We start from the raw sequence: 24,993 nt of genomic DNA on the forward strand, positions 1-24,993 counted from the left end.
CTACGACACCCCGTCACCCCCGTCACCCCCGACCCCCGACCCCCGTCACCCATAACGCCGCGCCGGCACGGACCCAACCGCCGAGGCCACCGCATCCGCCAGCGGCACGATGTCCTCCCCGGTAAGCGCCGCAACGGTGACGCGGACCCCAGGCGGCGCGCTCAGCCGGAACCGCGCTCCCGGAGCGACGGCCCACCCGGCGTGCAACAGCCGGGCCACCGCCCCGGTCTCGTCCGGCACCGGCACCCATACGTTCATGCCACTACGCCCCCGCGCCGGTACACCCCGCTCGGCGAGCGCCGCGATCAACGCGTCCCGCCGGCGCGCGTACGACGCCGCCACCACCGCGGGGTCGACCGCGCCGCCCTCCCAGAGCCGCACCACGGCACGCTGGAGCAGCAGGCTCACCCAGCCGGGGCCGAGCCGCTGCCGCCCCTGCACCCGGTCAACGGTGACGGGATCCCCGGTCAGCACGGCGAGCCGCAGGTCGGGACCGTACGCCTTGGCGGTCGAGCGCACCAGGGCCCATCTGTGCGTCGCCCCGGCGAGCGGGTGCAGCGGCAGATCGACGATGCCGTGGCCGTGGTCGTCCTCGATGAGCAGCGTCTCCTTGTGCGCGGCGAGCACCTTCCGCAGGGCACGCGCGCGTGGAGCGCTGACGGCGGCGCCGGTGGGATTCTGCGCACGGTCGGTCACGACGACCGCGCGGGCGCCTTCGGCGAGGGCCCGCTCCACGGCGGCGGGCAGCGGCCCCTCGTCGTCCACCGGAACCGGCACCGCCCGCAGCCCGCCGGCCGACACGAGGTCGAACAGGCTGCCCCACCCCGGGTCCTCGACAGCCACCGCGTCGCCGGGCTTGAGATGGGCGGCGAGCACCCGCTCGATGGCGTCGAGCGCTCCGGAGGTGACGGCGACGGGCCCGGCCGGGACGCCCTCGGCCTCGAAGACCAGGCGCACGTACCGTTCGAGTCCGGGGTCGACGGCGCCTTCTCCGTAGAGGACCGGTTTCGCGTCGCCCTCTGCCGCGGCCGCCGCGAACGCCTCGGCGAGCGGGGGCAGCAGCTGCGTATCGGGGTTGCCCTTGGAGACGTTCCGCACGCCCGGGGGCGCGTCCACCCGGATCAATTCGCGGGCGGTCGTGGCGGGCTTCGGCCGGACGCGGCTGCCGCGCCGCCCGGCCGTCTCGATGACCCCGCGCTCGCGCAGCGTGCGATAGGCGGCTGCCACGGTATTGGGATTCACCCCGAGCCGCGCCGCCAACTCCCGCATCGGCGGCAGCAGTTGCCCCGGCTCCAGACCGCCGTCACCGACAGCACGCTCCACGCTGGCAGCGATATCAGCTGCACGCCGGCCTGTGATCCGATACTCTCCTAGCACAAAACGCAGTATGCACTAGTACAAAAGAAACGGCAACGCCACACCGCCGACCTGCGCGGGCGGGGGCGCGCCACACGGACCAGCAGGGAGAGGCCATGCAGACGACGCCGACCACCACGGACACCGCTTCGCCGGGGGGCGCCGCCTACGCACCCACCGACCGCACCGTCCCCACCCGCTCCCGGGAGCGGGCTTCGTACGACCGCGAGACGGTGCACGCGATACTCGACGAGGCCTACGTCTGCCATCTCGGTTTCGTACGCGACGGCTCCCCCGTCGTGCTGCCGACCCTCTACGGCCGCGTGGGCGAACGCCTGTACGTGCACGGCTCGACGGGGTCCCGCCCCCTGCGCATGGCCGGCGCTTCCGCGGAGGGGCAGGAGGACCCGGGCCTCGAGGTCTGCCTGACCGTCACCCACGTCGACGGCCTCGTCCTGGCCCGCTCCGCCTTCCACCACTCGATCAACTACCGCTCCGTGGTGGTCCACGGCATCGCCCACCAGGTCACGGACCCGGAGGAGAAGCGGGCCGCCCTGGACGCGCTCGTCGACCACGTCGTGCCGGGCCGCTCCTCCGATTCGCGCCCCGCCAACGCCAAGGAGCTCGCGGCGACCGCCGTGCTCCGCCTCGATCTGAACGAGGTGTCCGCGAAGGCCCGCACCGGCGGCCCGAACGACGAGCCCGAGGACATGGACCTCCCCTACTGGTCGGGCGTCGTCCCCCTGCGCAAGGGCCACGACACCCTGATCCCCTCCGCCGACCTCGCGCCCGGCATCGAAGTCCCCGACTACCTGGTGGAGCTGTAGTGCTGATCCACCCCTGGGACGCCCCCCGCACCGACGCCGAGTGGCAACAGTGGCTCGCCGCCCACGACTTCGGCCAGCTCGCCGTGAACGGCCTGCCGGGTGAACCGCCGCACGTCCAGCCGATGCACTTCGCGTACGAGGCCGACCACGGCGAGCACGGCAGGGTGCTGACCCATCTGGCCCGCCCCAATCCGCTGTGGCAGGCCGTGGAGAGCGACCCCGAAGTGCTCCTGAGCGTGGTCGACGACTATGTGTTCGTGCCCGGCCCCTGGCAGGCCGCCCCGCAGGACCCCGCAGAGCACGGCGTGCCCACCAGCTTCTACGCCGCCGTCCAGCTGCGTTGCACCGCACGCGTGGTCGACGATCCGGCGGAGAAGGCCGACATCCTGAACCGCCAGGTCGGGCACTTCCAGCCGGAGGGCGGCTCCGCGCGGGCGGCGGCCGGGGAGGCGCCGTACGGCCGCATGCTCTCGGGCATCCGCGCGCTGTGCCTCGAAGTGACCGACGTACGGGCGAAGTTCAAGTACGCGACCCACAAGCCGGTGGAGGTGCGGGAGCGCATCGCCGCGGGGCTCGCCGAGCGGGGCGGGCCCGGCGACGCGGCCGCCCTGGCGCACCACCTGCGCCGCCGCGAGGCCTAGGGCCTGGGCGGGTCCGCCTGCCGCCCCGAACCCCCGTGAGCGGCAGGCGGACCCGCGACGGCTACACCGGCGCCGCTTCCCTGCGCGCCGCCACCACGCTCCGCGTCTCGGCGACCGCGAGCCCCGTCACCGCGGCCAGCATCAGCACCGTGCCCGCGACCGTCGCCACCGTCAGCGCCTCGCCGAGCAGGGCGACCGCGATGACGGCGGCGCTGACCGGCTCCAGGAGCGTGATCACGGAGACGGTCGCGGACCGCACGACGGCCGCCCCGGCGAAGTACAGCGTGTACGCCACCGCTGTCGGCACAGCCGCGATGTAGAGCAGATAGACGCCCACGCGCGCGGGTTCGGCGGTGTGCGGCACCAGTCCCTCGGCCCCGGCGAGCGGCAGCAGGCAGAGCGCGACGACGGCGAACGACCAGACCGTGGTGTCGGACGAGTCGGCGCCGCCGTCCCGGCCCCACCGCCGCGTGACCAGCGTCATCGCCGCGTACGCGGCAGCGGAGAGGAGCCCCCAGGCCACGCCCACCGGCCGGACGGTCGCGCCCCCGCCGCCGAGGACGAGCACCACGAGCCCGGCCAGGGCGCCCACGACGGCGACGGCCCCGCCGCGCCCGAGCCGCTCCCCGAGGGCGAGCCGTGCGCCGAGGGCGATGAGGACGGGCCCCGACCCCATGGTGACGACCGTGCCCACGGCCAGGCCGGTGGTCTGGACGGCCGCGAAGTAGGCCGTCTGGAAGACCGTGAGGGCGACGCCGGTCACGACGATCCGGCGGATCCTGCGGCTCAGCGGCTCGGTGGCCGGGTCGTACGTGTTCGCGCGGCGCGGCCGCACCAGGCGCGCGGCGAGCAGCAGCACGAAGCCGCCCGCGCACCGCCAGAAGGAGAGGCTGACCGGCCCCATGTCGCTGTCCTGGAAGACGAGCGCGGCGGCCGCACCGGCGGTCCCCCAGGCGGTTCCGGCGACGATCAGATAGAAGAGGCCCCGCCCGACGGACAGGCCGAGGACGGCGTTCGACACGGTGGACGTGTGAAAGATGTTGGACGTGTTGGACACGTGAGTTCTCCGCAGCAGAGAAGGAATGTCTGGCTCCGTCTGCGGGCAGCACCGTTCCGCCCGGCCACTGGCCCGGGCGTGATCCGTGAATGCCCCGCGCTAGGCGGCGGGGGGCGGAAGAACGAGTGCTCGTGCGTACATGATCAGCACACTAGGTCGCGCTGCCGCTGCGCGACAACTGCGTTTCGGCATCCGGGACGCCGCCCTTCACGGAGGGCTCGACGGGCGCCGAGGACTGGGCGATGAACGCGCCCGCGAGGACGACCGCGCCGCCGACGATCTGCGGCGCCGAGAGGTGCTCGCCCAGGATCACCCAGGCCAGCGCGGTCGCGATGACGGCCTCCAGGCAGGCCACGACGCCGGCGACCTGCGGCGAGAGCCTGCGTACGGACAGCACCCCGGTGACGTAGGCGACGACGGTCGCCACGAGCACGATCCAGGCGAGCAGGGCCCAGGCCGGCACGGTCGAGCCGTCCAGGTCCGCGCCGCCCGCGAGCACCGACCAGTCCATGCCCCACGGGCGGGCGACGACGGTCAGCACGGCGGTCCCGACGAGCAGGCCGTACGCGATGACGCCGAGGGGGTCGGGGGCGTCGGCGCCGGCGTCGCTGCCCTGGTCGGACAGGACGAAGTAGCCGACCTGGCAGCAGGCGGCGCCGAGGGCGAGCAGGAGCCCGACGGCGTCGAAGCTCAGCCCCGACCACACCTCGACCACGCACGCGAGGCCGCTGACGGCGAGCACCACGCCGAGGGCGGCCGCGCGCGTCACCGGCCGCCGCTGCACGAAGCGGACCCAGCCGAGGACCAGCGCGGGAGCGAGGTATTCGATCAGAAGCGCGACTCCGACGGGGATCCGGGAGAGCGCGGCGAAGTAGCAGGCCTGGACGCCCGCCACGGCGAGCAGACCGAATCCGGCGAGCAGCGCGGGCCTGCGCCGCGGCAGGTCACGGTGGCGCCAGGCCACGGGCAGCATCACCAAGGCGGCGCCCGCCACCCTCAGCCACACCACGTGCAGGGGGTCCAGGCCGGCTTCGATCAGCGGTTTCGCCGCGACACCTGAGCCGCCGAAGGCGACCGCCGACACGAGGGCGAGCCCGAGCCCCAGGCCACGGCCGTGGCCGTGGCCCGGGTCGCTCCGGCCTCCGTGACTCTCCTGAACCCCTCGGCTCGCCCGACTGCCGTGACTCACCTGACTCGTCTGACTCCCCTGGGACGCTTGCACCGGCACATCATGGCAGGAGGTGTCATGAGCGTCATCCCGCCTGACCCCTGTCTCACTCAGCGGACGCCGGGGCCCACCGAGAGGGACGCGTCGTAGGTCCGGCGGGTGCGGATCAGCGCCCTGAGCTGTGACCGCCCGCGAACCCGTGACCCCCTGAGGCGTACTGACGGCATCCGGCCTCGACGCGCTGAAGCAGCATCTCGACGTCGACTCCGGCGCGCCCCAGGACCTCGACCGCCCGGCACTCCGGGTCGGCGGTGAGCCCGGCGAGCAGGTCCATGCCGAGGGCGCGCGGATCCTCGCGCGACTCGGCGCGCTCCAGCGCCACGTCCATCGCGGAGAGCGCGGCGGGCGACCAGCCCGCCTCCTGCACGGACCCCACCACGGGCACGGCGCCCGAGTCCTCGACGGTGCCCTGCCACTGAAGGCCGTACCCGATGCTGCGCTGCACGAGATAGCCGAGGAGGCGCACGACCTGCGCGCCGTTCTCGAAGACGGCGCGCACTTCGGGGTCGGTCTCCAGCAGGGAGTGCAGCAGGTGCGCGGTGTCTATCTGCCGGTCCCCGTCACGCACGGCGCGGCGGCGCGCGCCGGCCACCACCGAGGCCAGCTCGGCGCTGAGTCGCGAGTCGAGTTCTGCTCGGGTCGGGCCGGGGTCGGCTCCCGGCGGGGTACGGCTTTGCACATCTCCCACCACATCAACCACCGCTGGCATATGCATCGGCGGTGGGGAGCATCTTCGCGTCCGACGGAAGTTGGGCACCCGGGCTCTGGTTGTCCTCCTTACGGATGAGATCCGACCATCCCGCCCCCGAGGGGCGCGCGCCGCCCGCCCGGCATCCGCAGGGCAACCCCGGCGCGGTGTCACACGTCTCATAAGCATGGACAGCAGGTGCTGGATGGTCGCCCTGCCGGCGGTCGACGGCAGGCAGTACGTGTACCGGGTGTACGCACCTGACGACGCGCTGCCCGCCGACCTGTTCTGGGAAGCCTGGCACTGCCACGACGAGAGTCCGTTCCCGAGGGCGTCGGACCTCTTCGACGCGGCGATGATCCGCCGGGTCGGCTAGTCCGGCGTATCACCCGGCGCCCTCGCGGACCGCGTGCCGATGACTACTGTGGCGTACAGCTCCTCGTCCTCGACCACCCGTGCCGTCAGGCCCGCCTGTTCGACGGCCTCGACGGCGGCGGGCACCTGCCCCTCACTCGTCTCGAACAGCAGATGGCCGCCGGGCGCCAGCCAGCGCGGCGCCCCCGCGGTCACCCGGCGCAGCACGTCGAGCCCGTCGCTGCCGCCGTCGAGGGCCACCCGCGCCTCGTGGACGCGGGCCTCGGCGGGCAGCAGGCCGACTTCGCGGGTGGGTACGTAGGGGACGTTGGCGAGCAGGACGTCGACCCGCCCGCGGAGGGCGCCGGGCAGCGGGTCGTAGAGGTCGCCCTCGTACACCTCTCCCCCGGCGGCCCGGACGTTGCGCCGGGCGCAGCGGACCGCCGCCGGGTCGATGTCGGCGGCGTGCAGCTCGACCCGGTCGAGGCCGGCGGCGAGCGCGGCCCCGAGGGCGCCCGATCCGCAGCACAGGTCGACGACGACGGCTTCGCGCCCGGCGAGCGCGGCGGCCCGGGCGACGAGGAACTCGGTGCGGCGGCGCGGCACGAAGACCCCCGGGTCGACGGCGATCCGCAGACCGCGGAACTCGGCCCAGCCGACGACGTGTTCGAGCGGCAGCCCGCCCGCGCGGCGCTCCACCATGGCGGAGACCTCAGCGGGCGTACGGGCGGTGGAGAGGATCAGCTCCGCCTCGTCCTCGGCGAAGACGCACCCGGCGGTGCGCAGCGCCGTGACGACGGCGGCGCGTCGCGCGGAAGAGAGCGCGTGCGAGGGCGAGGACGCGGGGGACGAGGGTGACAGCGCGAGCGAGGGTGACTGCGAGAGGGACGGCTGAGAAGCGGGGAAAGACGACACCGACATGCGAAGAAAACCTTCCGGGATCCCGATGGGGGCTCCCTCGGGTCACCTATGCCGGGTGAACCGCGTGGTCGCGAGGAGGAAGCACCCGACCTGCTACTGCGGTAATGGGTCTCACCTCCAAAGCGCGCCGCCTGCGGCCGTCGCAGGACAGGGGAACAGTACCTCACACCACGACGCCCGGAGAGCTGACGGTTCGTCAGTATTGAATGTTCCGGACCCTGCGGCTACGTTCCGCGACACCGTGGCTGCGGCTGTCGCAGCGCACCCGACGAGCCCGACGAGCCCGACGAGAAGGGGTGGCCGCATGGCCGAAGTCAGCGCGGAGGCACGGATGGAGGCGCCCGCCGAGAAGGTCTGGGCGCGGCTCACCGACTTCTCCTCCTACGGTGAGTGGAACGCCACCCACACCAGCTTTCCCCAGGGCCCGCCCACCGCGCTGGAGGTGGGCGGCACCTTCGCGGAGAACATGAAACTGATGGGCTTCCCCGCCGAAGTCACCTGGATCGTCACGGAACTGACGCCCGCCCGCACCCTGGCCATCGCCGGGAAGGGCCCGATGGGCGTCAACGTCAGCACCCGCTACACGCTCACCTCGGACGGCAGCGGAACGCTGGCCCGCATCGACGGGGAGTTCACCGGCGCCGCCGTCTCCCTGATGGCGGGCAAGCTGAAGGACTCGGCGACGGCGGCGCTGAACGAGTCGCTGCGGAAACTGGCCGCCCTGGTGTCCTGAAGCCCCCGCACACACGGATGAGGCGCCCCACACACACGGTGCGGAGCGCCTCATCCGTGAGAGGGGCCGGCGGCCCCTGTCACCTCAGTCCTCATCGGCGAGGATCAGGTACAGCTTCTTGCGGGCGTCGTTGATGACGGAGACCGCCTTCTCGCGCTGCTCCTTGCTGCCGGTCTTCCAGACCTGGCCGAACGCCTCCATCAGACCGAAGCCGGCCTGCCGGATCTCGTTCAGCGTGTCCCAGTCGACCCCGCGCCCGGCCTCTTCCCAGGGAGCCTCGGGCCCCTCCTCGGCGGCCTCGCGACCGGCGTCGGTGAGCGAGAAGAGCTTCTTGCCGCCCTCGCTCGCACTGCTGATCAGCCCCTCGTCCTCCAGGAGCTGGAGGGTCGGGTAGACCGAACCGGGGCTGGGCTTCCACGCCCCGCCGCTACGCCCGGCGATCTCCTGGATCATCTCGTAGCCATGCATGGGGCGGTCCTTCAGCAGCGCCAGGATCGAGGCGCGCACGTCACCGCGGCGCGCCCGGCCCCGCGGGCCGCCTCGCCCGCCGCGACCACCCCAGGGGCCGCCGGGCCCGCCGGGCCCCCCGAAGCCGGGACCGAACGGCCCGAACGCCCCGCGCCGCCCTTGCTCGTGCCCATGCCCGAAACCCGGGCCAAAACCGTGGGAACGCATACAGATCACTCCTCGTGTCAGATCGGCGATCAATCACGTATCGATCGCGATGCTTCGACGATATATCGGAAGCGACCGACTGACAACCCCCTCCACCGTCCTGGCCGCCCACGCCGGGCGCCCAGGACGCCGCCCATGCAGCAACCGGTCCAGGCCGAAGGCCGCCAGGGGCGTCACCAGAAGGTGCGTTCCGGACGCTTGCCGTTCCGCGGTTCGGCCCACGCCCGCGTCTGCGGCCGGCCTCGGCGAGGGCAGCCAGGGGCATGGCCGACGGGCGCGTGAGCGCGGGGCACACCCAAGGCCACCACATCAGTCCACTCACCCCCAATTGGCCTTACCGATCCGGCCCAATGCCCCGCTACCGTCAGCGTCATGCCGACTTCACACCGCATCCGCATCGTCGACGCCTTCACCGACCGCCCCTTCGCCGGCAACCCGGCGGGCGTCCTGCTCCTCGACGCCTTCCCCGACGACACCTGGCTCCAGCACGTGGCCAGGGAGGTCAACCACGCCGAGACCGCGTTCGCCCACCGCCTCCCCGAGGGCGGCGAAGCGGACTGGGCGCTGCGCTGGTTCACGCCGGCCACCGAGGTCGATCTGTGCGGCCACGCCACTTTGGCCACCGCCCACGTCCTGCACACCACCGGCGCCGCCACCGGCCCCGTCCGCTTCGCCACGCGCGGCGGCGTCCTCACCGCGACCGCGCACGAGGACGGCACCCTCACCCTCGACTTCCCGACCGCCCCGCTCACCGCCACCGAGGTCCCCCCGGGCATCGCCGAAGCCCTGGGCGCCGAGCCGGTCGCCGCGTACGACACGGGCCGCCACATCGGCGACCTGCTGATCGAGCTCGCCGACGAGAAGACGGTGCGGGCACTCACCCCGGACCACAAGGCCCTCGTCCGCCACTCCGAGCGCGGCATCATCGCCACGGCCGGGGCGGAAGACCCCGCACGCGGCTACGACTTCGTCTCCCGCTGCTTCTTCCCCCGCGTCGGCATCGACGAGGACCCCGTGACAGGCAGCGCGCACACGGCCCTCGCCCCCTTCTGGTCCGAGCGCCTGGGCCGCATGGAACTGACCGGCCTCCAGGCCTCCGCCCGCACCGGCCTGGTCCGCACGGAACTGCGCGGCGACCGCACCCTCCTGACGGGCCGCGCGGTCACGGTCATCGAGGGCGAGCTCCTGGCCTGACGGCGCCCCCACCCTCGTACAGCACGATGGGGACGTACGAGAAATCGCCCGCGTACGTCCCCACACAGCCGCCCCGGAACCACCCCGCCTCAAGACGGCGTGGGCAGCCACCCCACCTTCCCCGCGAGCAGCGCGTACCCCACGAACGCCCCAACATCCAGCAGGGAGTGGGCCACGACCAGCGGCCCCACCCGTCCCCACCTGCGGTAGAGCAGGACGAACACCACTCCCATCGCCACGTTGCCGAGGAACCCGCCGATGCCCTGATACAGGTGGTAGGAGCCGCGCAGCACAGAACTGCCGACCAGCGCGGCCATCGGCGTCCAGCCCAACTGCCCGCATCTGCGCAGCAGATAGCCGACCACGATCACTTCCTCCAGGACCGCGTTCTGTACGGCGGACAGCACGAGGACCGGATACTTCCACCACACGTCGGGCAGCGCCTCCGGCACCACCGTGAGGTTGAAGCCGAACCCGCGGGCCGCGAGGTAGAAGGCGATGCCGAGGCTGCCGATCACCGCGGCGATCGCCGTGCCCCGGCCCAGGTCGGGCCACGGCCGCGTCCGGTCGAAGCCGAGCGTCCGCAGACCCGCCCCCTCCCTCAGCAGCAGATGCGCGACGAGCGCGACCGGCACCAACGCGCTCGCGATGCCGAACAGTTGCCATGCCAGATCAAGCCATGGCCGCCCCGGCGCCTGAGACGCGTTCAACGTCGCCGCCTGGTCCTTGAGGCCGCCCGGCCTCGTGACCGATCCGACGAAGCTGATCAGCGCGGACACCCCGCTCGCCCCGAGCGAGAGGGCGAGGACGAGCAACGTCTCGTCCCGCAGAATCCGCCGCGATGGCCCGCCCGTCGGAAAAGAACCGGCCATCGGCCCCGGCTCCGCTTGCACTGACGCCTCCACTTGAGTGATCCCGCCTCATCCCCACCCTCGCCCCGCCAGGGTCTCGAAAGAAGTTGCGAAGACCGTGCGCGACAGGCCGAGGGGACCCTTGAGACGTCACAGCTTGCCCGATGAGCACGGACCCAGCACGCCCGGCCCTCGTCCTCGCAGCGCGGCGGTGGCGGCCCGCGGCGACATGCGTACCACCCGGCTCAACGGCACCCGCGAGTACCGCGACCTGCACCGACCGCACGGCTCGGCGACCGCGAGCAGCCAGGGCCGCGGCCCGCCCGGCCCTCAGCGGGTCGGCACCGCCGGTTCCAGATGCCCCACCGGCCAGGTATGCACCGGCTCGCCCTCGTGCATCAGCCGGCAGTACCGCTTGGTGGTCGCGGCCAGCGCCGCCTCCCGGGACAGACCGCTCTCCAGGGCGCGGTGGTACGTCGCCACCTGCCACGACGCGCCGTTGACCCGCCGACTGCACCGCTCCTCGATCACCCCGAGGTAGAAGTCCCGGTCCGCGGGCTCCACGCCCCACGCGTCGAGCCCGGCGGCCGCGAGCGGCAGCAGTTCATCGCGTACGAGATCGACGGCCGCCACCTCGACCGTGCCGCCGGCACCGCCCCTGCCACCGAGCCTGCCGCGCCGCGGCCACCGCAGCCGGGCGTCGATGCCGTGCCGGCACGCGGCCTCGAAGTTGTCGGCGGCGGCCTCGAAGGGCAGCCGGGTCCATACGGGCCTCGCCTCCTCCGCGAGGGCTCGCACGAGCCCGTAGTAGAAGGCGACATTGGCGATGACGTCGGTCACGGTGGGGCCCGCGGGCAGCACGCGGTTCTCGACCCGCAGATGCGGGACGCCGTCGGCGATGCCGTACACCGGGCGGTTCCAGCGGTAGACGGTGCCGTTGTGCAGGACGAGTTCGCCGAGCTGCGGCACACCGCCCGCGTCGATGACGCCCAGCGGGTCCTCGGCCTCCATGAGGGGCAGCAGCGCCGGAAAGTAGCGCAGGTTCTCCTCGAAGAGCTCCAGCGGCCCCGTGATCCACCGCTCCCCGAACCAGGTCCGCGGCCGCACCCCCTGGGCCTGGAGCTCGGGCGGTCGCGTGTCGGTGGACTGGAGGAAGAGCGGGGGCCGCGACTCGCGCCACAGCTCGCGCCCGAAGAGGAACGGCGCGTTGGCCCCCACGGCGACCTGCGCCGCGGCGACGGCCTGCGCCGCGTTCCACACATCGGCGAACCGGCCCGGGGTGACCTGGAGGTGCAACTGCACGGAGGTGCACGCCGCTTCGGGCACGATCGAGGCAGACGTGCAGGTCAGCCGCTCCACGCCCTCGATGTCGAGGGCGAAGCGCTCGCCGCGCGCCGCCACGATCTGCTCGTTGAGGAGGGCGTAGCGGTCGACGTCGGAGAGGTTGGCGGAGACCATGTCCTCCCTGTTCAGGGTCGGCAGAATGCCGATCATGACGATCCCCGCGTCCACCTCGTTGGCTTTTCTGTGCGCGTAGTTGAGACCGGTGCGCACTTCTTCGGCGAGCCGGTCGAGAACGCGTCCGCCGAGCCGGTGCGGGGCAATGTTCACTTCCAGGTTGAACATTCCGAGTTCCGTCTGGAAATCCCGGCTCGCGATGCGCTCGAGAACCTGCGCATTCAACATTCTCGGCAGTCCGTCGGGCCCTGCGAGATTCAGCTCGATCTCCATGCCCATCAGATTCCTGGGCCGATCGAACCGCTCCTCCTCCAACAGCCGCTCCAGCCCCGTCAGGCACGCGCGGAGCTTCCTTCGGTACTGGTGTCGATCGGACAGGTCGAACGCGCCCGCCACGACCTTCTCACCCATCGAAGCGTCCCTCCTCGGACAGGCGGCCAAGGGTCCGGCCACTGTGTACGGGGGATGATGCCCCGTCAATGTGATCGATAACGCCCCACGGCGACGCGCCGGGCAGTAGGCTCGTGGCAGCCGGCGCGCGGCACATTCACCGGGCATGCGGCACGGCGAGGATTCCGTTCCGGAGAACCTGGTCAAAAGAACCGACGGGAATCGGCCGACCGCTCACCTCGCTGAATACGAGGTCACGGAAGCGAAGCCCATCCGAAATCGGGTTAAAGCTCTCAGAAGTATGACCCGATAACGCCTTGCCCGCAATATCGAGCACGTCTAGCCGAAACACCGCTCGAACATGTCTCATATAAACTTCGCAATCTAGGCAGAGAGTTGGCGCTCGCGGTCCCCCGGCCCCCGCCCCTCTGACCCAGAGCTGACAGCGACGTCACGCACCTGCCCCCGCTCCACTGTGCCTGTCGAATGAGAGAGGCGACCCACCATGCCGCTGCATGTCCTCCCGGCCCCCGCGCCCGCCCTGCGCAGCGTCCTCGCGGCACTCGGTTCCCCCACAGCCGTACGCGAGGCCCGGACCCCGGCCCTCCGTGCCGCCCAGGGTGCCGTGAGCCCCGAACTCCCGCTGCCCGTCCATGTGCTGGGCCGCACCGCGCCCGACGGCACCTCGCCCACCCGCCTCGCCGGCTGGCGCTTCATGATCCGCAGCGGTGAGCGCACCCTCGCCGCGGCCGACACGATGCTCACACCGGACGGCTGGGCCTTCTCCCACTTCTTCGAGGGCCCCTACATCGCCTCCACCGAGCGGGCCCTGCGGCACGCCGAGGCCATGCCGATGCCCTGCCAGCCCCGGCTGCTCTCCGTACCGGAGCTCTACATGCTGACGCTCTGGCTGCACGGCGACTGCACCGACGACGGCACCGATGCCCCGCTCGCGGCCACCGATCTGCTGGTCCCCCTGGCTCCGGCGCCGCCCGGCATCGCGGCCCACCGGCCGCACCGCGTCGCCGAGTTGCTCCCGGTCCTCGCCCACCGCCTGACACCGGCCGCGCCCGCGCCCCTGCTCGGCTCGCCCGCCTGACCCCGCGACAACCCTGCTGTCACACGTGCCCCGCCGCCCTTGGCCGCGGGGCACGGCGCTGCGCTCCCACCCAGGTGGACTAGTCCGGTCAGGCCACCCCGAACCACCCGAAGGGACAGTGGAGTTGGGCTGAACCGCCCGGGCGGGTGATACGTCATTAAGCAGTAAGAACCGCTGCTGCAAAATCCCTGCGGATTGACGCCCGTGGGGCAACACTGGGATCGGACCGACTACAACGGGGGGCGGTTATGAGTACCGCAGCGAACCGCAGCACAGACGTCACCACCATCTCACCGCAGCGAAAGAACCCTTCCATGTGCCAGCACCAACCACCGTGCCCGACAGCCGACTCCGCCGACCGGGAGGCCGCGCTCCTCATGGCGAGCCACCCGGAGCAGGGCTGGAGCCTGCTGTGCAACGGCGTCCTCCTCTTCGAGGACACCGGTGAGCTGCTGCCGGACGGCCAGATCATCGCCCCGCACCGACCGCTGGGCACCGACCAGATCATGACGGCCGCCTGATCACCACCGGCACAGCCGCACGGACGTAACCCCGCAGCACGGAACAGAACACGGAACACACGAGGGGCCGGCCCGGAGAGAACTCTCCGAACCGGCCCCGACGCATGCCCGTGCCGCACGGGCCCCGTCATCAGTCCTCGTACGCGTCCAGCGGCGGGCACGAGCAGACGAGGTTCCGGTCGCCGTACGCCTGGTCGATGCGGCGCACCGGCGGCCAGTACTTGTCCGACGCGACGACGCCGGCCGGGAAGACGGCCTCCTCGCGGCTGTAGCCGTGCTCCCACTCCCCGCCGAGCGCGGCCGCGGTGTGCGGCGCGTTCCGCAGCGGGTTGTCGTCGGCCGCCCACTCACCGGAGCCGACCTTCTCGATCTCCCGGCGGATGGCGATCATCGCGTCGCAGAACCGGTCGATCTCGGCGAGGTCCTCGCTCTCGGTCGGCTCGATCATCAGCGTGCCCGCGACCGGGAACGACATGGTCGGCGCGTGGAAGCCGTAGTCGATGAGCCGCTTGGCGATGTCGTCGACGCTGACGCCGGTCGCCTTGCTGAGCGGCCGCAGGTCGATGATGGCCTCGTGCGCGACGAGCCCGCCGGGACCGGTGTAGAGCACCGGGTAGTGCGGCTCAAGGCGCTTGGCGATGTAGTTGGCGGACAGCACCGCGACCTGGGTGGCGCGCTTGAGCCCCTCGCCGCCCATGAGGCGTACGTACGACCAGGAGATCGGCAGGATCCCGGCGGAACCCCACGGCGCCGCGGAGATCGGGCCGACACCGGTCTTCGGGCCCGCGGCGGGCTGCAACGGGTGGTTGGGCAGGTACGGCGCGAGGTGCTCGCGCACACCGACCGGGCCGACACCGGGACCGCCGCCGCCGTGCGGGATGCAGAAGGTCTTGTGCAGGTTCAGGTGCGAGACGTCGCCGCCGAAGTGCCCGGGCTTGGCGAGCCCCACCAGCGCGTTGAGGTTGGCGCCGTCCACATAGACCTGGCCGCCGGCCTCGTGCACCTCCGCGCAGATGTCGGCGACATGCTCCTCGAACACGCCGTGCGTCGAGGGGTACGTGATCATGAGCACCGCCAGCTCGTCGCGGTGCTTCTCGATCTTGGCGCGCAGGTCCTCGGCGTCGATCTCGCCGTCGTCGGCGGTCTTCACGACGACGACCTTCATGCCGGCCATGACGGCGCTCGCCGCGTTCGTCCCGTGCGCGGAGGACGGGATGAGGCAGACGGTGCGCTGGTCGTCACCGTTGGCGCGGTGGTACCCGCGCACGGCCAGCAGCCCGGCCAGCTCACCCTGCGACCCGGCGTTCGGCTGGAGGGAGACCTTGTCGTACCCGGTGACCTCGGCGAGCCGCTCCTCCAGCTCACGGATGAGCGTGAGGTAGCCCTGCGCCTGCTGGGCGGGCGCGAAGGGGTGCAGCTGCCCGAACTCGGGCCAGGTGACCGGCTCCATCTCGGTGGTCGCGTTGAGCTTCATCGTGCAGGAGCCCAGCGGGATCATGCCGCGGTCGAGCGCGTAGTCGCGGTCGGCCAGCCTGCGCAGGTAGCGCAGCATCGAGGTCTCGGAGCGGTACTGGTGGAAGACGGGGTGCGTGAGGTACTGATCCGTACGCAGCAGGCCCGCGGGCAGCGTGTCCCTGACCTCGGCGTCGAGCGCGTCGACATCGGCCTCGACCCCGAAGGCCCCCCACACGGCGGCGAGCTGCCGGCGCGTGGTGGTCTCGTCGCAGGCGAGCGAGACGTGGTCGGCGTCGACCCGGCGGATGTTGACGCCGTTCTCGCGGGCTGCAGAAACGATCCCCTCCGCCTTGCCGGGCACGCGCACGGTCAGCGTGTCGAAGTACGCGCCGTGCACGACCTCGACACCGCCCGCCTTCAGGCCCTCGGCGAGGAGCGTCGCGTACCGGTGGGTGCGCCGCGCGATGGACTTCAGCCCGTCGGGGCCGTGGTAGACGGCGTACATCCCGGCCATGACGGCGAGCAGCACCTGCGCGGTACAGATGTTGCTGGTGGCCTTCTCACGGCGGATGTGCTGCTCACGGGTCTGCAACGCGAGCCGGTACGCCTTGTTGCCGTCGGCGTCGACGGAGACGCCGACGAGCCGCCCGGGCAGGCTGCGCGCGAACTTCTCGCGCACCGCCATGTAACCGGCGTGCGGGCCGCCGAAGCCCATCGGCACACCGAAGCGCTGCGTCGTGCCGACGGCGATGTCCGCGCCGAGCTCGCCCGGCGAGGTGAGCAGCGTCAGGGCGAGCAGGTCGGCGGCGACCGTGACGACCGCACCGAGCTCGTGCGCCTGGTCGATGAGCGGCTTGATGTCGCGTACGGCACCGGAGGCGCCGGGGTACTGCACCAGCACGCCCACGACACCGCGCTCGGCGACCTCGGCGGGAATTCCGGTGCTCAAGTCCGTGACAACGACCTCGACACCCGTCGGCTCGGCACGGGTCCGGATGACGGCGATGGTCTGCGGCAGGGCGTCCGCGTCGACGAGGAAGACCCCGTCCTTGACCTTGCCCATGCGCCGCGACAGGGCCATGGCCTCGGCAGCGGCCGTGCCCTCGTCGAGCAGCGAGGCTCCGGAGGTGGGCAGGCCGGTCAGCTCGGCGACCATGGTCTGGAAGTTGAGCAGCGCTTCGAGGCGCCCCTGGGAGATCTCGGGCTGGTACGGCGTGTAGGCGGTGTACCAGGCGGGGTTCTCCATGACGTTCCGCAAGATCACGGGCGGTGTGAAGGTGCCGTAGTACCCGAGACCGATCATGGAATCGAGGACCTGGTTCCGGTCGGCGAGCGAGCGCAGTTCGGCCAGCACCTCGGCCTCGGAGCGCGCGCCGGGCAGCTTCAGCGCCTCGGCGTTCTTGATCACATCCGGCACCGCGGCGGCCGTGAGCTCGTCGAGCGAGCCGTACCCGACCTGGGCGAGCATCTTGGCCCGCGCTTCCGCATCGGGCCCGATGTGCCGCTGCTCGAAGGGGATGCCCTGTTCGAGCTCGGAGAGCGGGATGCGATTGGTGGCAGTCATTGCGGAGGCCTCCTGGTCTGCGCGACCTACGAGGGGTACCACGGCGCGGGTACCCGGACGGCCTCCCCCTCTGTCATCTCAACCTGAGAGCTTCACCGGGGGACACCGCGAAGGCGCCGGCCCGGCTTTCACCGTCGGTGAGGAAGGGGTTCGAACGTGCCCGCCCGTACGCCCGCCCTGCTTTCCAGAGTGACCTCGTCCGTGCGGTACGTGTGCCTGAGAGATTCCGGGGAGGATTTGCTCCTTCGGCGCCTCCGGAATCGTGACCCGGAGAGCTCTCCCGCACGGGATCAGCAGCCAGCGCCAGCCTACCAGCGCGTCCCCCGGCCATTCCCTCGAGTGGCCGCCTGCCCCGAAGTGCTCTTACGTAGTGAGTACGAGCGGACAAAGATGAGTTATGCCCACATCCGACCCCGCGATCAGCTGGAGGGCCCGTGCAGACCGACATCGATCCGCGCAACCTGATCGGCCGCAAGGCGTTCGACCGGAACGGGGCGAAGATCGGCACGATCGACGAGATCTATCTCGACGACGCCACCGGCGCACCGGAGTGGGCGGCCATACGCACCGGCCTGTTCAGCCGCGACGCCTTCGTCCCCCTGGAGCCGAGCGAACTCACCGGCGACGGCACCCTCCGCATCCCCTTCGACCGCGACCTGATCAAGGACGCCCCCGACTTCGGCGTCGGCCGCCACCTCTCTCCCGCCCAGGAACTCCAGCTCTACCACCACTACGGCCTGGACACCACACCCCCAGAGCCCCCACCCCAGGACCGCGACTTCGGCCACATCGCAGGCGACCCTCCCTGACCACGCGGCCGTTCCCCTTCCCTCGGTTCCCCCTGCACCATCGGCCACGCGGACCCGCAATCCCGGTCACACAGCCAACAAGCTCCCAGCGAGGCCGACCGGCCGGCCCGAGACCACGACACCGGCCACATCACCACCGCCCCCGTACGTCTCCCTCGCCGCGGACCTCCCTCTCCCCTCTGCCGAGCCCCCCGACCGCAGCCTCAACCCCGCTCCCCCAGCCCCGTCACCTCCCCAGCCCCCGCAGGCAAGGCCTCCCCCACGACCGACGACTCCACCGCACAGGACGGCTCCACCAACGGCAACGGCTCCGCCGGCACCAGCAGCGGATCATCCGTGCGGAACGTCCGCACCCGCCCCGGCTCGGACCCCGGCGTCTCGAAGCGCACCGTCACCCGCCCCAGCCCGCTCCCCTGCACCCACCCGTGCCCGTACTCGGCATGCCGCACATCGTGCCCAGCTGCCCAGCGCCGCTCCGCAGGGGCCGCGGACTCCTCGGCACCCACGTCCTGCGGCTCCCCGGGCGACGCCCCACCCGCCCCGCCCGCCCCGTCCACCTCGCCGCCGGACTCCGGCTCCGCACCCTCATCGGAAACCCCGGCCTCAGCGGCAGCCTGCGCCTGGGCCTGCGCGAAGAGGTCCTCCTGCGTGTAGTCGGCGAGCCCCGTGACCCCCACCCCCAGCAGCCGCACCCCACCCGTGGTGTCCACGGACTCCAGCAGCCGCGCCGCGGCCTCCCGGACCACTCCGGGGTCGTCGGTGGGCCCCCGCAGCGTCTCGGACCGCGTCAGCGTGGAGAAGTCGAACCGCCGCACCTTCAGCACGATGGTCCGCCCCGAGTGCCCCGCCGCACGCAGCCGCTGCACGCACCGGTCGGCGAGCCGGGCGACCTCTCCCCTGACCCGTACCCGGTCGTGGATGTCCACGTCATAGGTGTCCTCGACACTGACCGACTTGGTGTCCCGCTCGGCCACCACGGGCCGCTCGTCGTGCGCCAGCGCCATCGCGTACAGCGATCCGCCGTGCGCCTTCCCGAGCAGCCGTACGAGCTCGTCCTCCCCGGCCTCGGCGATCTCCTCGACCGTGGTGATCCCGGCCCGCCGCAAATGGTCCCCGGTGGCGGGACCGACCCCCGGCAGCGTCCGCACCGACATCGGTCCCAGCAGCGCCCGCTCCGTCCCCGGTGCTATCAGCCTGAGCCCATCCGGCTTGGCCTCCTCGGAGGCGATCTTCGCCAGCATCTTGGAGGCGGCGAGCCCCACGGACCCGGTCAGCCCGGTCACCGCCTTGATGTCCGCCCGCAGCCGCTCCCCCACGGCCCTGGCCGACGCCTCGTCATCGGCGACCCCGCCGGCCTCCAGGTCGACGAAGGCCTCGTCCAGGCTGAGCGGCTCCACCAGCGGTGACAGCTCGCGCAGCAGCCCCATGACCTGCTCACTGATCTCGCGGTACAACCCGAAGCGCGGCACGAGATAGGCGGCGTTCGGAGCCAGCCGCCGCGCCTGCCCCATCGGCATCGCCGAGTGCACACCGAACCGCCGCGCCTCATAAGAGGCCGTGGCCACGACACCCCGCGGCCCGAGACCGCCCACCACCACGGCCTTTCCGCGCAGACTCGGCTTCGCGGCCTGCTCGGCGGACGCGTAGAAGGCATCCATGTCCAGATGCAGGATCGTCGGCGCGCTTCTCACATCTCTGATGCTGCCTTACGCCACTGACAATGCCCCATCGACAGTGCCCGTCGGCGGCTCAGACCGCCTTGTTGCGCCGTCTGGCGAGCTCATCGGCGGGGTTGTGACCGACGAGCGTCTCCCCGGTGTCGATCCGCTCCCCGTGCAGCTGGGAGAGCGCGGCCTCGACGTCACGCCACACCACACCAACGGCGATCCCGAACACCCCCTGCCCGCCCTGGAGCAGGTCGTGGACCTCGCTGGGGGACGTGCACTCGTAGACCGTCGCGCCGTCGCTCATCAGCGTCATCCGCTCAAGGTCACGGAACCCGCGCTCCCGCAGATGCTGGACCGTCGTACGGATGTTCTGCAGCGATACCCCGGTGTCGAGGAACCGCTTGACGACCTTCAGGACGACGACGTCCCGGAAGCTGTAGAGCCGCTGGGTACCGGAACCGCCGGCGGCACGCACGCTGGGCTCGACCAGGCCCGTGCGGGCCCAGTAGTCGAGCTGGCGGTATGTGATGCCCGCGGCCGCGCACGCGGTCGGACCGCGATACCCGATCCGCTCGGAATTCTCGAACGTCGCGTCCCCGCTCCCCTGGACCACCATCGGCTTCGGAGAGTGATCGGCCGCGCTGTGAAACGGGTACGGACCGCCCACCGCCGTACCGTCGCCGCTGCTTCTCACGCCGACCTCCGTCCTTGACCTGCCTTCTCGACGGTAGGCAGTCACCAGGGGCTCGTCAACGATCGCCACACTCGCCACGCCGAGTGATAATCACCCTGAGAGTGGTTTCCCGTGCCCCGCCGCGGGGAAAGGCTAGCCGAATGGCCCGAAACGGACCCCGGGGAGCGGCGGCTCACTGGCTGTTGGTGCCGAAGTCCTCGGGCGAGATCTGGTCGAGGAACTCGCGGAACTTCTCCACCTCGTCCTCCTGCTCGTCCGGGATCGCGATCCCCGCGTCGTCCAGGACGCCGTCGCTCCCGTAGATCGGCGTCCCGGTGCGCAGTGCCAGCGCTATGGCGTCGGAAGGCCGCGCGCTCACCTCCACCCCGCTGGCGAAGACCAGCTCGGCGTAGAAGACCCCTTCCCGCAGGTCGGTGATGCGCACTTCGGAGAGCTCCTGGCCCACCGCGTCCAACACGTCCTTGAACAGGTCATGGGTCAGCGGCCGTGCGGGTGCCATGCCCTGCTGCGCGAAGGCGATGGCAGTCGCCTCACCTGGTCCGATCCAGATGGGGAGGTACCGGTCGCCTCCCACTTCACGCAGGAGCACGATCGGCTGGTTGGAGGGCATTTCGACCCGGACACCTACGACGTCGAGCTCGTTCACACAGCAACCCTAGGACGTGGCTGGCAGGTTTGGGTAGTCGGGCACCCGCCGAGTACCAGCCGGGCCTCGGCCCGGGTGCCTGCCGGATCAGGGCAGTCTGACCCCGAGCGCGGTCTGCACGAGGGCCGAATGCAGCTTCCCCGTGAGCCCCGCGAGCTCCTTGGTACGGGCCTCGGCGTGGGCCCTGGTCTGCGGATTGCGGTGCCGCCGCAGCGGCGCGACGACCTGGTCGACGAGACCGGCCTCCCGGTCGGCGGCGGACTTCATGGCCCGCAGATGGCGTGGCTCGATACCGAACCGGCCGAGTTCGACGACGAGCGAGGCGATCGTGATGGCCTCCGCGTCGTACCCCCCGTCCGGCAGTCGCACCACGAGCCCGTACGTCTCCCACTCGTCGAGCTGCCGCTCCTCGATCTCCGCGACCGCCAGCAGCTCGTCACGGCCCACACGGGCCGCAGTCGGCCGCTCGGCCTCGTCGTGGCCCTCGGTACCGCCGGGGTCGCGCTGGCGCCCCAGAGAGGGCAGCGGGGCCCGCTCGCCCCGCTCCAGCGCTTCGAGGTGCTCACGGATGACCTTGAGCGGCAGATAGTGGTCCCGCTGCATCCTCAGGACATGGCCGAGCCGCTCGACATCCTCCGGACTGAACTTCCGGTAGCCCGACGGCGTGCGCTGCGGCTCGATGAGCCCCTCGGACTCCAGGAAACGGATCTTGGAGATCGTGACCTCGGGAAACTCGTCACGCAGCGTGTTCAGCACGGTGCCGATGCTCATCAGCCGACGGTCCGCGGCGGCGGTGCCGGTGACGGCACCGCCGCTCGGTGTTTGAAGCATGGACCTTCCTGAGGGGGGTGCCCCCCGGACGGGTCCGGGGGTGGTGGGTCAGATGCCGACGCTCCGCTGGCTCGCGTAGAAGACCAGCCGGTACTTACCGATCTGCACCTCGTCGCCGTTCGACAGCGCGACGGAGTCGATGCGCTCCCGGTTGACGTACGTGCCGTTGAGGCTGCCCACGTCGGCGACGGTGAAGGAACCGTCCTGGACGCGACGGAACTCCACGTGGCGACGCGACACCGTCACGTCGTCGAGGAAGATGTCGCTCTGCGGGTGACGCCCCGCCGTGGTCAGCTCCCCGTCGAGCAGGAAACGACTGCCCGAGTTCGGCCCGCGGCGCACCACGAGCAGCGCCGAGCCCAGCGGCAGCGCGTCGACGGCGGCCTGCGCCTCCGGGGAGAGCGCGGGAGACAGGGTCTGCCCCGTCGCCTCCGCGTCGTAGGCCTCAAGGCCCGAGATGGAGATCGTCGAGGTCGTCTCGGACGCGCGCTCCGGTGCCGCGCCTGCGCGCAGCGGCGCACCGCAGTTGGAGCAGAACCGGCTCGCCTCGGCGTTTCGGTTCCCGCACCTCGTACACACCAGGGCCATGGACGGGTCCTCCTGCCGCGGCTGCCCCGCGGGGGCATGGGATGCATACGGGTCGGGGGTAAACCCTCCACCCGCGCCTGAGGTTGACGGTTCTCCGAAACCTATGCGGCCGGGACCGGCAGGGTCAACAGATGACGCGCCCTGTCCGCCCGAATTGTCACCACCTGGACCAGCCACCTGGTCCCGGAACATGGGGCGCTCGCCGCCCTGTCCCTCACCGTCTCCATGGCGCGGGGCACGGTGCCGGGCAGTGGCGGGATTGCCGCTGTCCTCACGTGCGCTCTTGCCGAACAACTTCGCAAACAACTTCACGGGCGATTCCCCTTGACCGAAACAGACCCGCCCGTGGGGCAGGACGAACCCTGATTGCTCTCACCGGCATTCATCGGTGAACCAGACATCATCACAACGTCCGTATCCACCAAACAGTTTCCACCACGCACCACGCTTCCGGTGCGCCGACCCCCCGCAACCTCATGCCCTCGCCTCACAGCCCTCATGCGCCCGCCCCTCACTGCGAGGACGACCGAGCGTAGTCAGGCCGCTTCGCAGGTCGCAAGGCGCTCACGACGATCTTCTCCGAGCGTGTCACGGTCACCGTGGCCTGCTCCTTCTCCAGAGTCTGCACCACGCCTCCCGGGATGTTCAGCGCAGGTTCCAGATCCTGCGGCTTGCCGATCACCTTGAAGAGGTACGGTTCGTCGACCTTGCGGCCGTCCACCCGGACACCACCGCCGTCGGCATCCGACAGGTGGGTGCTGGCCACCACGCGTACGTCGTTGATCTGAATCGCCTCGGCGCCGGCGGCGCGCAGTTCCTGAATGGCGTCGAGCAGCATGTCCGCCTCGATCGCCCCCTTCTTGTCCTCGATGGCGAGCGTGATGCCCGGCCCCTGGGCCGCCACCGTGCCTGCCAGGATGCCGAGTTGCTCCTCCCGCTCGACCGTCTGCTTGCGGGCCTCTTCGGCTTGGTCCGAACTGTTCTCCAGCCCGGTCCGCTGCTCCTCGAGACTCCGCTTCTCCTCTTCCAGACGCTGAGTACGGTCATCCAGTTCATCGAGGATGCGTACAAGATCTTCTTGTCGCGCGCCACGCAGCGCGCTGCTGTCGTTGTTGGACCGCACCTGGATGGCCAGACCGAGGCCCAGCACGAACAGCAGCAGGGCGACGATCAGTTGAGGCCGGGTCACTCGCGGCGGCCACAGGCCCTTCGCCAGCCGCTGACGGCCGGTGAGCCCCTGCGCCCCGGACACGGGCGGTGCGGGCGTCTCAGGCGTCTCGGACGCCTTGGGCTCGCTCGGGACCTCCGCGGGGAGTTCCTTGCGATGACGGTGCTCGGGCTTCTCCTCGGCGCTCATCGGCGTCACGCCCTGAAGACGTGCCGGCGGATGGCGGCGGCGTTGGAGAAGATCCGGATGCCGAGGACCACGACGACGCCGGTGGACAGCTGCGCACCGACGCCCAACTTGTCGCCGAGGAACACGATCAGCGCGGCCACCACCACGTTCGACAGGAACGACACCACGAAGACCTTGTCGTCGAAGATGCCGTCGAGCATCGCGCGCAAGCCGCCGAACACGGCGTCGAGAGCCGCGACCACGGCGATGGGAAGGTACGGCTCGACCACCGCCGGAACCTCGGGCCGAACCAACAATCCGGCCACGACTCCCACGACGAGGCCCAGTACGGCGATCACGATGTGCCCTTTCCTGCTTTCGGCTCTGCTGTACGTACGGTCACACTCGGCGCTGCGGGCAGCCGGAGCTCGTCCGACACGGAAATGCTGGTCCGGATGCCGAAGTTCTCCTGCAGAGCATGCAGGTACTGACCGTCGGGGCTGTTCTGGAACCGTGTGCTCAGGCGTTTCCCCGCCCCCACCGCGAGCACCGTATACGGCGGCACCAGCGGCCTGTTGTCCACCAGTATCGCCTCACCCGCGGCCCTGATCGCCGACAGCGCGGTGAGCCGCTGGTCGTTGATGGAGATCGCCTCGGCGCCGGACTGCCACAGGCCGTTGACGACGCGCTGCATGTCCCGGTCGCGCACCCGCCCGGTGTCGGAGAACCCGGCGCTCTCGCGTGGCCCACCGCCGCCCTGGTCGGCCTGCTTCTTGTCGTCCACCACGAGCTTCACTCCGGGCCCGCGGACCTTCGTCGCGCCGGAGAGCAGACCGAGCAACTCGCCCTGGCTGCCGCCGTGCTTCTTCAGTGCGGCCCGCTGCCGCTCGCCCACGTCGTCGCGGAGCTCGTCCACATCGTCCTCGAGCTCGTCGGCCCCGGCCGTGGCGGCCTCGACGCGGTCGATCAGCTCCTCGCGCTCCTTGGCGAGCACCGGCGCCGCCACCCGGGCCTGCGCGGCCCCAACGGTGACGACCAGGGCGGCAAGTACGAGACCCGCGGCGAGACCGAGTTTGGCCCGCAGCGGCCGAGGGAGACCACTGACCCCTTCGGCCTTCCTTCTGGCGGCCGCCTCCGCGTATCCCTCGTCCAGGCTGTGGTCCATGACCGTGGTGAGCAGCGACATGGACGCGTCCGGACGTCTGGGCCGGGAAGGGGTGCTCCGAACGGGGGGCTGCTGCGGCATGCCGCACATCGTCGCACGTCGCGGGCGCTACCTCCGAATGGCCCCACCGGCGTGGGGGGGGGGGGGCCCCGCGGGGGCGCCCCCCCCCCCCCCCCCCCCCCGCCCCGCCCCCCCCCCCCCCCCCCCCCCCCCCCCCCCGCGCCGCCCCCCCGGGGGCGCCGGGG

25 protein-coding genes and 1 riboswitch are annotated in these 24,993 nt (G+C 71.5%); of the genes, 8 read left to right on the forward strand and 17 right to left on the reverse strand.

Annotation, left to right across the window (positions count from 1 at the left end):
- Positions 1-45: 45 nt before the first annotated feature.
- Positions 46-1,377: an aminotransferase class I/II-fold pyridoxal phosphate-dependent enzyme gene (locus tag ACF062_RS34335; RefSeq protein ID WP_392143485.1), complete on the reverse strand. Its 1,332-nt coding sequence runs from the start codon at positions 1,375-1,377 to the stop codon at positions 46-48.
- 95 nt (positions 1,378-1,472) lie between these two features.
- Here ACF062_RS34335 and ACF062_RS34340 point away from each other — a divergent pair, with 95 nt between their 5' ends.
- Entirely contained in the window at positions 1,473-2,183 is a 711-nt protein-coding gene (locus ACF062_RS34340; protein WP_392143486.1) for a pyridoxamine 5'-phosphate oxidase family protein, read from the forward strand.
- Positions 2,183-2,824, forward strand: coding sequence for an FMN-binding negative transcriptional regulator (locus tag ACF062_RS34345; protein ID WP_392143487.1), 642 nt, complete (start codon positions 2,183-2,185; stop codon positions 2,822-2,824). The genes ACF062_RS34340 and ACF062_RS34345 overlap by 1 nt, the downstream gene beginning before the upstream one ends.
- Before the next feature lie 61 nt (positions 2,825-2,885).
- Here the strand turns inward: ACF062_RS34345 and ACF062_RS34350 are convergent, their stop codons facing one another.
- From ACF062_RS34350 to ACF062_RS34360, 3 genes are all read right to left on the reverse strand, one after another.
- Positions 2,886-3,845, reverse strand: a complete 960-nt coding sequence (locus ACF062_RS34350; RefSeq protein WP_392143527.1) for a DMT family transporter — start codon at positions 3,843-3,845, stop codon at positions 2,886-2,888.
- Between the two features lie 187 nt (positions 3,846-4,032).
- On the reverse strand, positions 4,033-4,986 hold the full coding sequence (locus tag ACF062_RS34355; protein ID WP_392143528.1) for a DMT family transporter: 954 nt from the start codon (positions 4,984-4,986) through the stop codon (positions 4,033-4,035).
- 229 nt (positions 4,987-5,215) lie between these two features.
- Entirely contained in the window at positions 5,216-5,788 is a 573-nt protein-coding gene (locus tag ACF062_RS34360) for a Clp protease N-terminal domain-containing protein (protein ID WP_392143488.1), read from the reverse strand.
- Positions 5,789-5,984: 196 nt separating this feature from the next.
- Between ACF062_RS34360 and ACF062_RS34365 the strand changes: the two genes are divergently transcribed.
- On the forward strand, positions 5,985-6,173 hold the full coding sequence (locus tag ACF062_RS34365; protein WP_392143489.1) for a hypothetical protein: 189 nt from the start codon (positions 5,985-5,987) through the stop codon (positions 6,171-6,173).
- On the opposite strand, the gene ACF062_RS34370 is transcribed toward ACF062_RS34365, so the two are convergent.
- Positions 6,170-7,072: a putative protein N(5)-glutamine methyltransferase gene (locus tag ACF062_RS34370; protein WP_392143490.1), complete on the reverse strand. Its 903-nt coding sequence runs from the start codon at positions 7,070-7,072 to the stop codon at positions 6,170-6,172. The genes ACF062_RS34365 and ACF062_RS34370 overlap by 4 nt on opposite strands.
- Before the next feature lie 304 nt (positions 7,073-7,376).
- Here ACF062_RS34370 and ACF062_RS34375 point away from each other — a divergent pair, with 304 nt between their 5' ends.
- On the forward strand, positions 7,377-7,805 hold the full coding sequence (locus ACF062_RS34375) for an SRPBCC family protein (protein WP_392143491.1): 429 nt from the start codon (positions 7,377-7,379) through the stop codon (positions 7,803-7,805).
- An 84-nt stretch (positions 7,806-7,889) separates the two neighbouring features.
- On the opposite strand, the gene ACF062_RS34380 is transcribed toward ACF062_RS34375, so the two are convergent.
- Positions 7,890-8,480 (reverse strand): PadR family transcriptional regulator, encoded by a 591-nt coding sequence (locus ACF062_RS34380; RefSeq protein ID WP_392143492.1) that lies wholly within the window; start codon positions 8,478-8,480, stop codon positions 7,890-7,892.
- A 372-nt stretch (positions 8,481-8,852) separates the two neighbouring features.
- Between ACF062_RS34380 and ACF062_RS34385 the strand changes: the two genes are divergently transcribed.
- A complete protein-coding gene (locus ACF062_RS34385) occupies positions 8,853-9,674 on the forward strand; it encodes a PhzF family phenazine biosynthesis protein (protein WP_392143493.1) in 822 nt (273 codons plus the stop codon).
- Positions 9,675-9,763: 89 nt separating this feature from the next.
- Here ACF062_RS34385 and ACF062_RS34390 read toward each other — a convergent pair whose 3' ends face one another.
- Complete coding sequence (locus ACF062_RS34390) at positions 9,764-10,567, reverse strand: type II CAAX endopeptidase family protein (RefSeq protein ID WP_356576513.1); 804 nt, start codon at positions 10,565-10,567, stop codon at positions 9,764-9,766.
- Positions 10,568-10,855: 288 nt separating this feature from the next.
- A complete protein-coding gene (locus ACF062_RS34395; protein ID WP_392143494.1) occupies positions 10,856-12,394 on the reverse strand; it encodes a glutamate--cysteine ligase in 1,539 nt (512 codons plus the stop codon).
- 484 nt (positions 12,395-12,878) lie between these two features.
- Between ACF062_RS34395 and ACF062_RS34400 the strand changes: the two genes are divergently transcribed.
- The gene (locus tag ACF062_RS34400; protein ID WP_392143495.1) at positions 12,879-13,472 is read left to right on the forward strand and encodes a hypothetical protein; all 594 of its coding nucleotides are present in this window, start codon (positions 12,879-12,881) and stop codon (positions 13,470-13,472) included.
- Positions 13,473-13,786: 314 nt separating this feature from the next.
- Entirely contained in the window at positions 13,787-13,993 is a 207-nt protein-coding gene (locus tag ACF062_RS34405) for a DUF5999 family protein (protein ID WP_030794330.1), read from the forward strand.
- Between the two features lie 130 nt (positions 13,994-14,123).
- On the opposite strand, the gene gcvP is transcribed toward ACF062_RS34405, so the two are convergent.
- Positions 14,124-17,012, reverse strand: coding sequence for an aminomethyl-transferring glycine dehydrogenase (gene gcvP / locus ACF062_RS34410; RefSeq protein ID WP_223773421.1), 2,889 nt, complete (start codon positions 17,010-17,012; stop codon positions 14,124-14,126).
- Between the two features lie 194 nt (positions 17,013-17,206).
- Positions 17,207-17,305: riboswitch (glycine riboswitch) on the reverse strand.
- Between the two features lie 141 nt (positions 17,306-17,446).
- On the opposite strand from gcvP, the gene ACF062_RS34415 reads away from it, so the two are divergent.
- Positions 17,447-17,821 carry a PRC-barrel domain-containing protein gene (locus ACF062_RS34415; protein ID WP_392143496.1) on the forward strand — a complete coding sequence of 125 codons (375 nt, stop codon included), beginning with the start codon at positions 17,447-17,449 and terminating at the stop codon, positions 17,819-17,821.
- Positions 17,822-18,024: 203 nt separating this feature from the next.
- Here ACF062_RS34415 and ACF062_RS34420 read toward each other — a convergent pair whose 3' ends face one another.
- From ACF062_RS34420 to ACF062_RS34455, 8 genes are all read right to left on the reverse strand, one after another.
- Positions 18,025-19,512 (reverse strand): DNA polymerase IV, encoded by a 1,488-nt coding sequence (locus tag ACF062_RS34420; protein WP_392143497.1) that lies wholly within the window; start codon positions 19,510-19,512, stop codon positions 18,025-18,027.
- A 58-nt stretch (positions 19,513-19,570) separates the two neighbouring features.
- On the reverse strand, positions 19,571-20,182 hold the full coding sequence (locus ACF062_RS34425) for a MerR family transcriptional regulator (RefSeq protein WP_392143498.1): 612 nt from the start codon (positions 20,180-20,182) through the stop codon (positions 19,571-19,573).
- A gap of 172 nt (positions 20,183-20,354) precedes the next feature.
- Positions 20,355-20,828: a bifunctional nuclease family protein gene (locus ACF062_RS34430; RefSeq protein WP_067272821.1), complete on the reverse strand. Its 474-nt coding sequence runs from the start codon at positions 20,826-20,828 to the stop codon at positions 20,355-20,357.
- A gap of 87 nt (positions 20,829-20,915) precedes the next feature.
- Positions 20,916-21,659 carry a MerR family transcriptional regulator gene (locus tag ACF062_RS34435; protein ID WP_392143499.1) on the reverse strand — a complete coding sequence of 248 codons (744 nt, stop codon included), beginning with the start codon at positions 21,657-21,659 and terminating at the stop codon, positions 20,916-20,918.
- 48 nt (positions 21,660-21,707) lie between these two features.
- Positions 21,708-22,247 carry an FHA domain-containing protein gene (locus tag ACF062_RS34440; protein WP_392143500.1) on the reverse strand — a complete coding sequence of 180 codons (540 nt, stop codon included), beginning with the start codon at positions 22,245-22,247 and terminating at the stop codon, positions 21,708-21,710.
- Between the two features lie 511 nt (positions 22,248-22,758).
- A complete protein-coding gene (locus ACF062_RS34445) occupies positions 22,759-23,604 on the reverse strand; it encodes a DUF881 domain-containing protein (RefSeq protein WP_392143501.1) in 846 nt (281 codons plus the stop codon).
- 5 nt (positions 23,605-23,609) lie between these two features.
- Positions 23,610-23,942 carry a small basic family protein gene (locus tag ACF062_RS34450; protein WP_003988855.1) on the reverse strand — a complete coding sequence of 111 codons (333 nt, stop codon included), beginning with the start codon at positions 23,940-23,942 and terminating at the stop codon, positions 23,610-23,612.
- On the reverse strand, positions 23,939-24,838 hold the full coding sequence (locus ACF062_RS34455) for a DUF881 domain-containing protein (RefSeq protein ID WP_392143502.1): 900 nt from the start codon (positions 24,836-24,838) through the stop codon (positions 23,939-23,941). Before ACF062_RS34455 ends, ACF062_RS34450 begins: the two co-directional genes overlap by 4 nt.
- Positions 24,839-24,993: the final 155 nt, after the last annotated feature.

This window comes from Streptomyces sp. NPDC015345, assembly GCF_043078805.1.
In the GTDB taxonomy this organism is placed as follows: domain Bacteria; phylum Actinomycetota; class Actinomycetes; order Streptomycetales; family Streptomycetaceae; genus Streptomyces.

Coding starts and splice junctions, on each gene's coding strand:
- ACF062_RS34340 (WP_392143486.1), top strand. CDS start 1,473: ATGCAGACGACGCCGACCACCACGGACACCGCTTCGCCGGGGGGCGCC.
- ACF062_RS34365 (WP_392143489.1), top strand. CDS start 5,985: ATGGACAGCAGGTGCTGGATGGTCGCCCTGCCGGCGGTCGACGGCAGG.
- ACF062_RS34370 (WP_392143490.1), bottom strand. CDS start 7,072: ATGTCGGTGTCGTCTTTCCCCGCTTCTCAGCCGTCCCTCTCGCAGTCA.
- ACF062_RS34375 (WP_392143491.1), top strand. CDS start 7,377: ATGGCCGAAGTCAGCGCGGAGGCACGGATGGAGGCGCCCGCCGAGAAG.
- ACF062_RS34380 (WP_392143492.1), bottom strand. CDS start 8,480: ATGCGTTCCCACGGTTTTGGCCCGGGTTTCGGGCATGGGCACGAGCAA.
- ACF062_RS34385 (WP_392143493.1), top strand. CDS start 8,853: ATGCCGACTTCACACCGCATCCGCATCGTCGACGCCTTCACCGACCGC.
- ACF062_RS34395 (WP_392143494.1), bottom strand. CDS start 12,394: ATGGGTGAGAAGGTCGTGGCGGGCGCGTTCGACCTGTCCGATCGACAC.
- ACF062_RS34400 (WP_392143495.1), top strand. CDS start 12,879: ATGCCGCTGCATGTCCTCCCGGCCCCCGCGCCCGCCCTGCGCAGCGTC.
- ACF062_RS34405 (WP_030794330.1), top strand. CDS start 13,787: ATGTGCCAGCACCAACCACCGTGCCCGACAGCCGACTCCGCCGACCGG.
- gcvP (WP_223773421.1), bottom strand. CDS start 17,012: ATGACTGCCACCAATCGCATCCCGCTCTCCGAGCTCGAACAGGGCATC.
- ACF062_RS34435 (WP_392143499.1), bottom strand. CDS start 21,659: ATGCTTCAAACACCGAGCGGCGGTGCCGTCACCGGCACCGCCGCCGCG.
- ACF062_RS34440 (WP_392143500.1), bottom strand. CDS start 22,247: ATGGCCCTGGTGTGTACGAGGTGCGGGAACCGAAACGCCGAGGCGAGC.
- ACF062_RS34445 (WP_392143501.1), bottom strand. CDS start 23,604: ATGAGCGCCGAGGAGAAGCCCGAGCACCGTCATCGCAAGGAACTCCCC.
- ACF062_RS34455 (WP_392143502.1), bottom strand. CDS start 24,838: ATGTGCGGCATGCCGCAGCAGCCCCCCGTTCGGAGCACCCCTTCCCGG.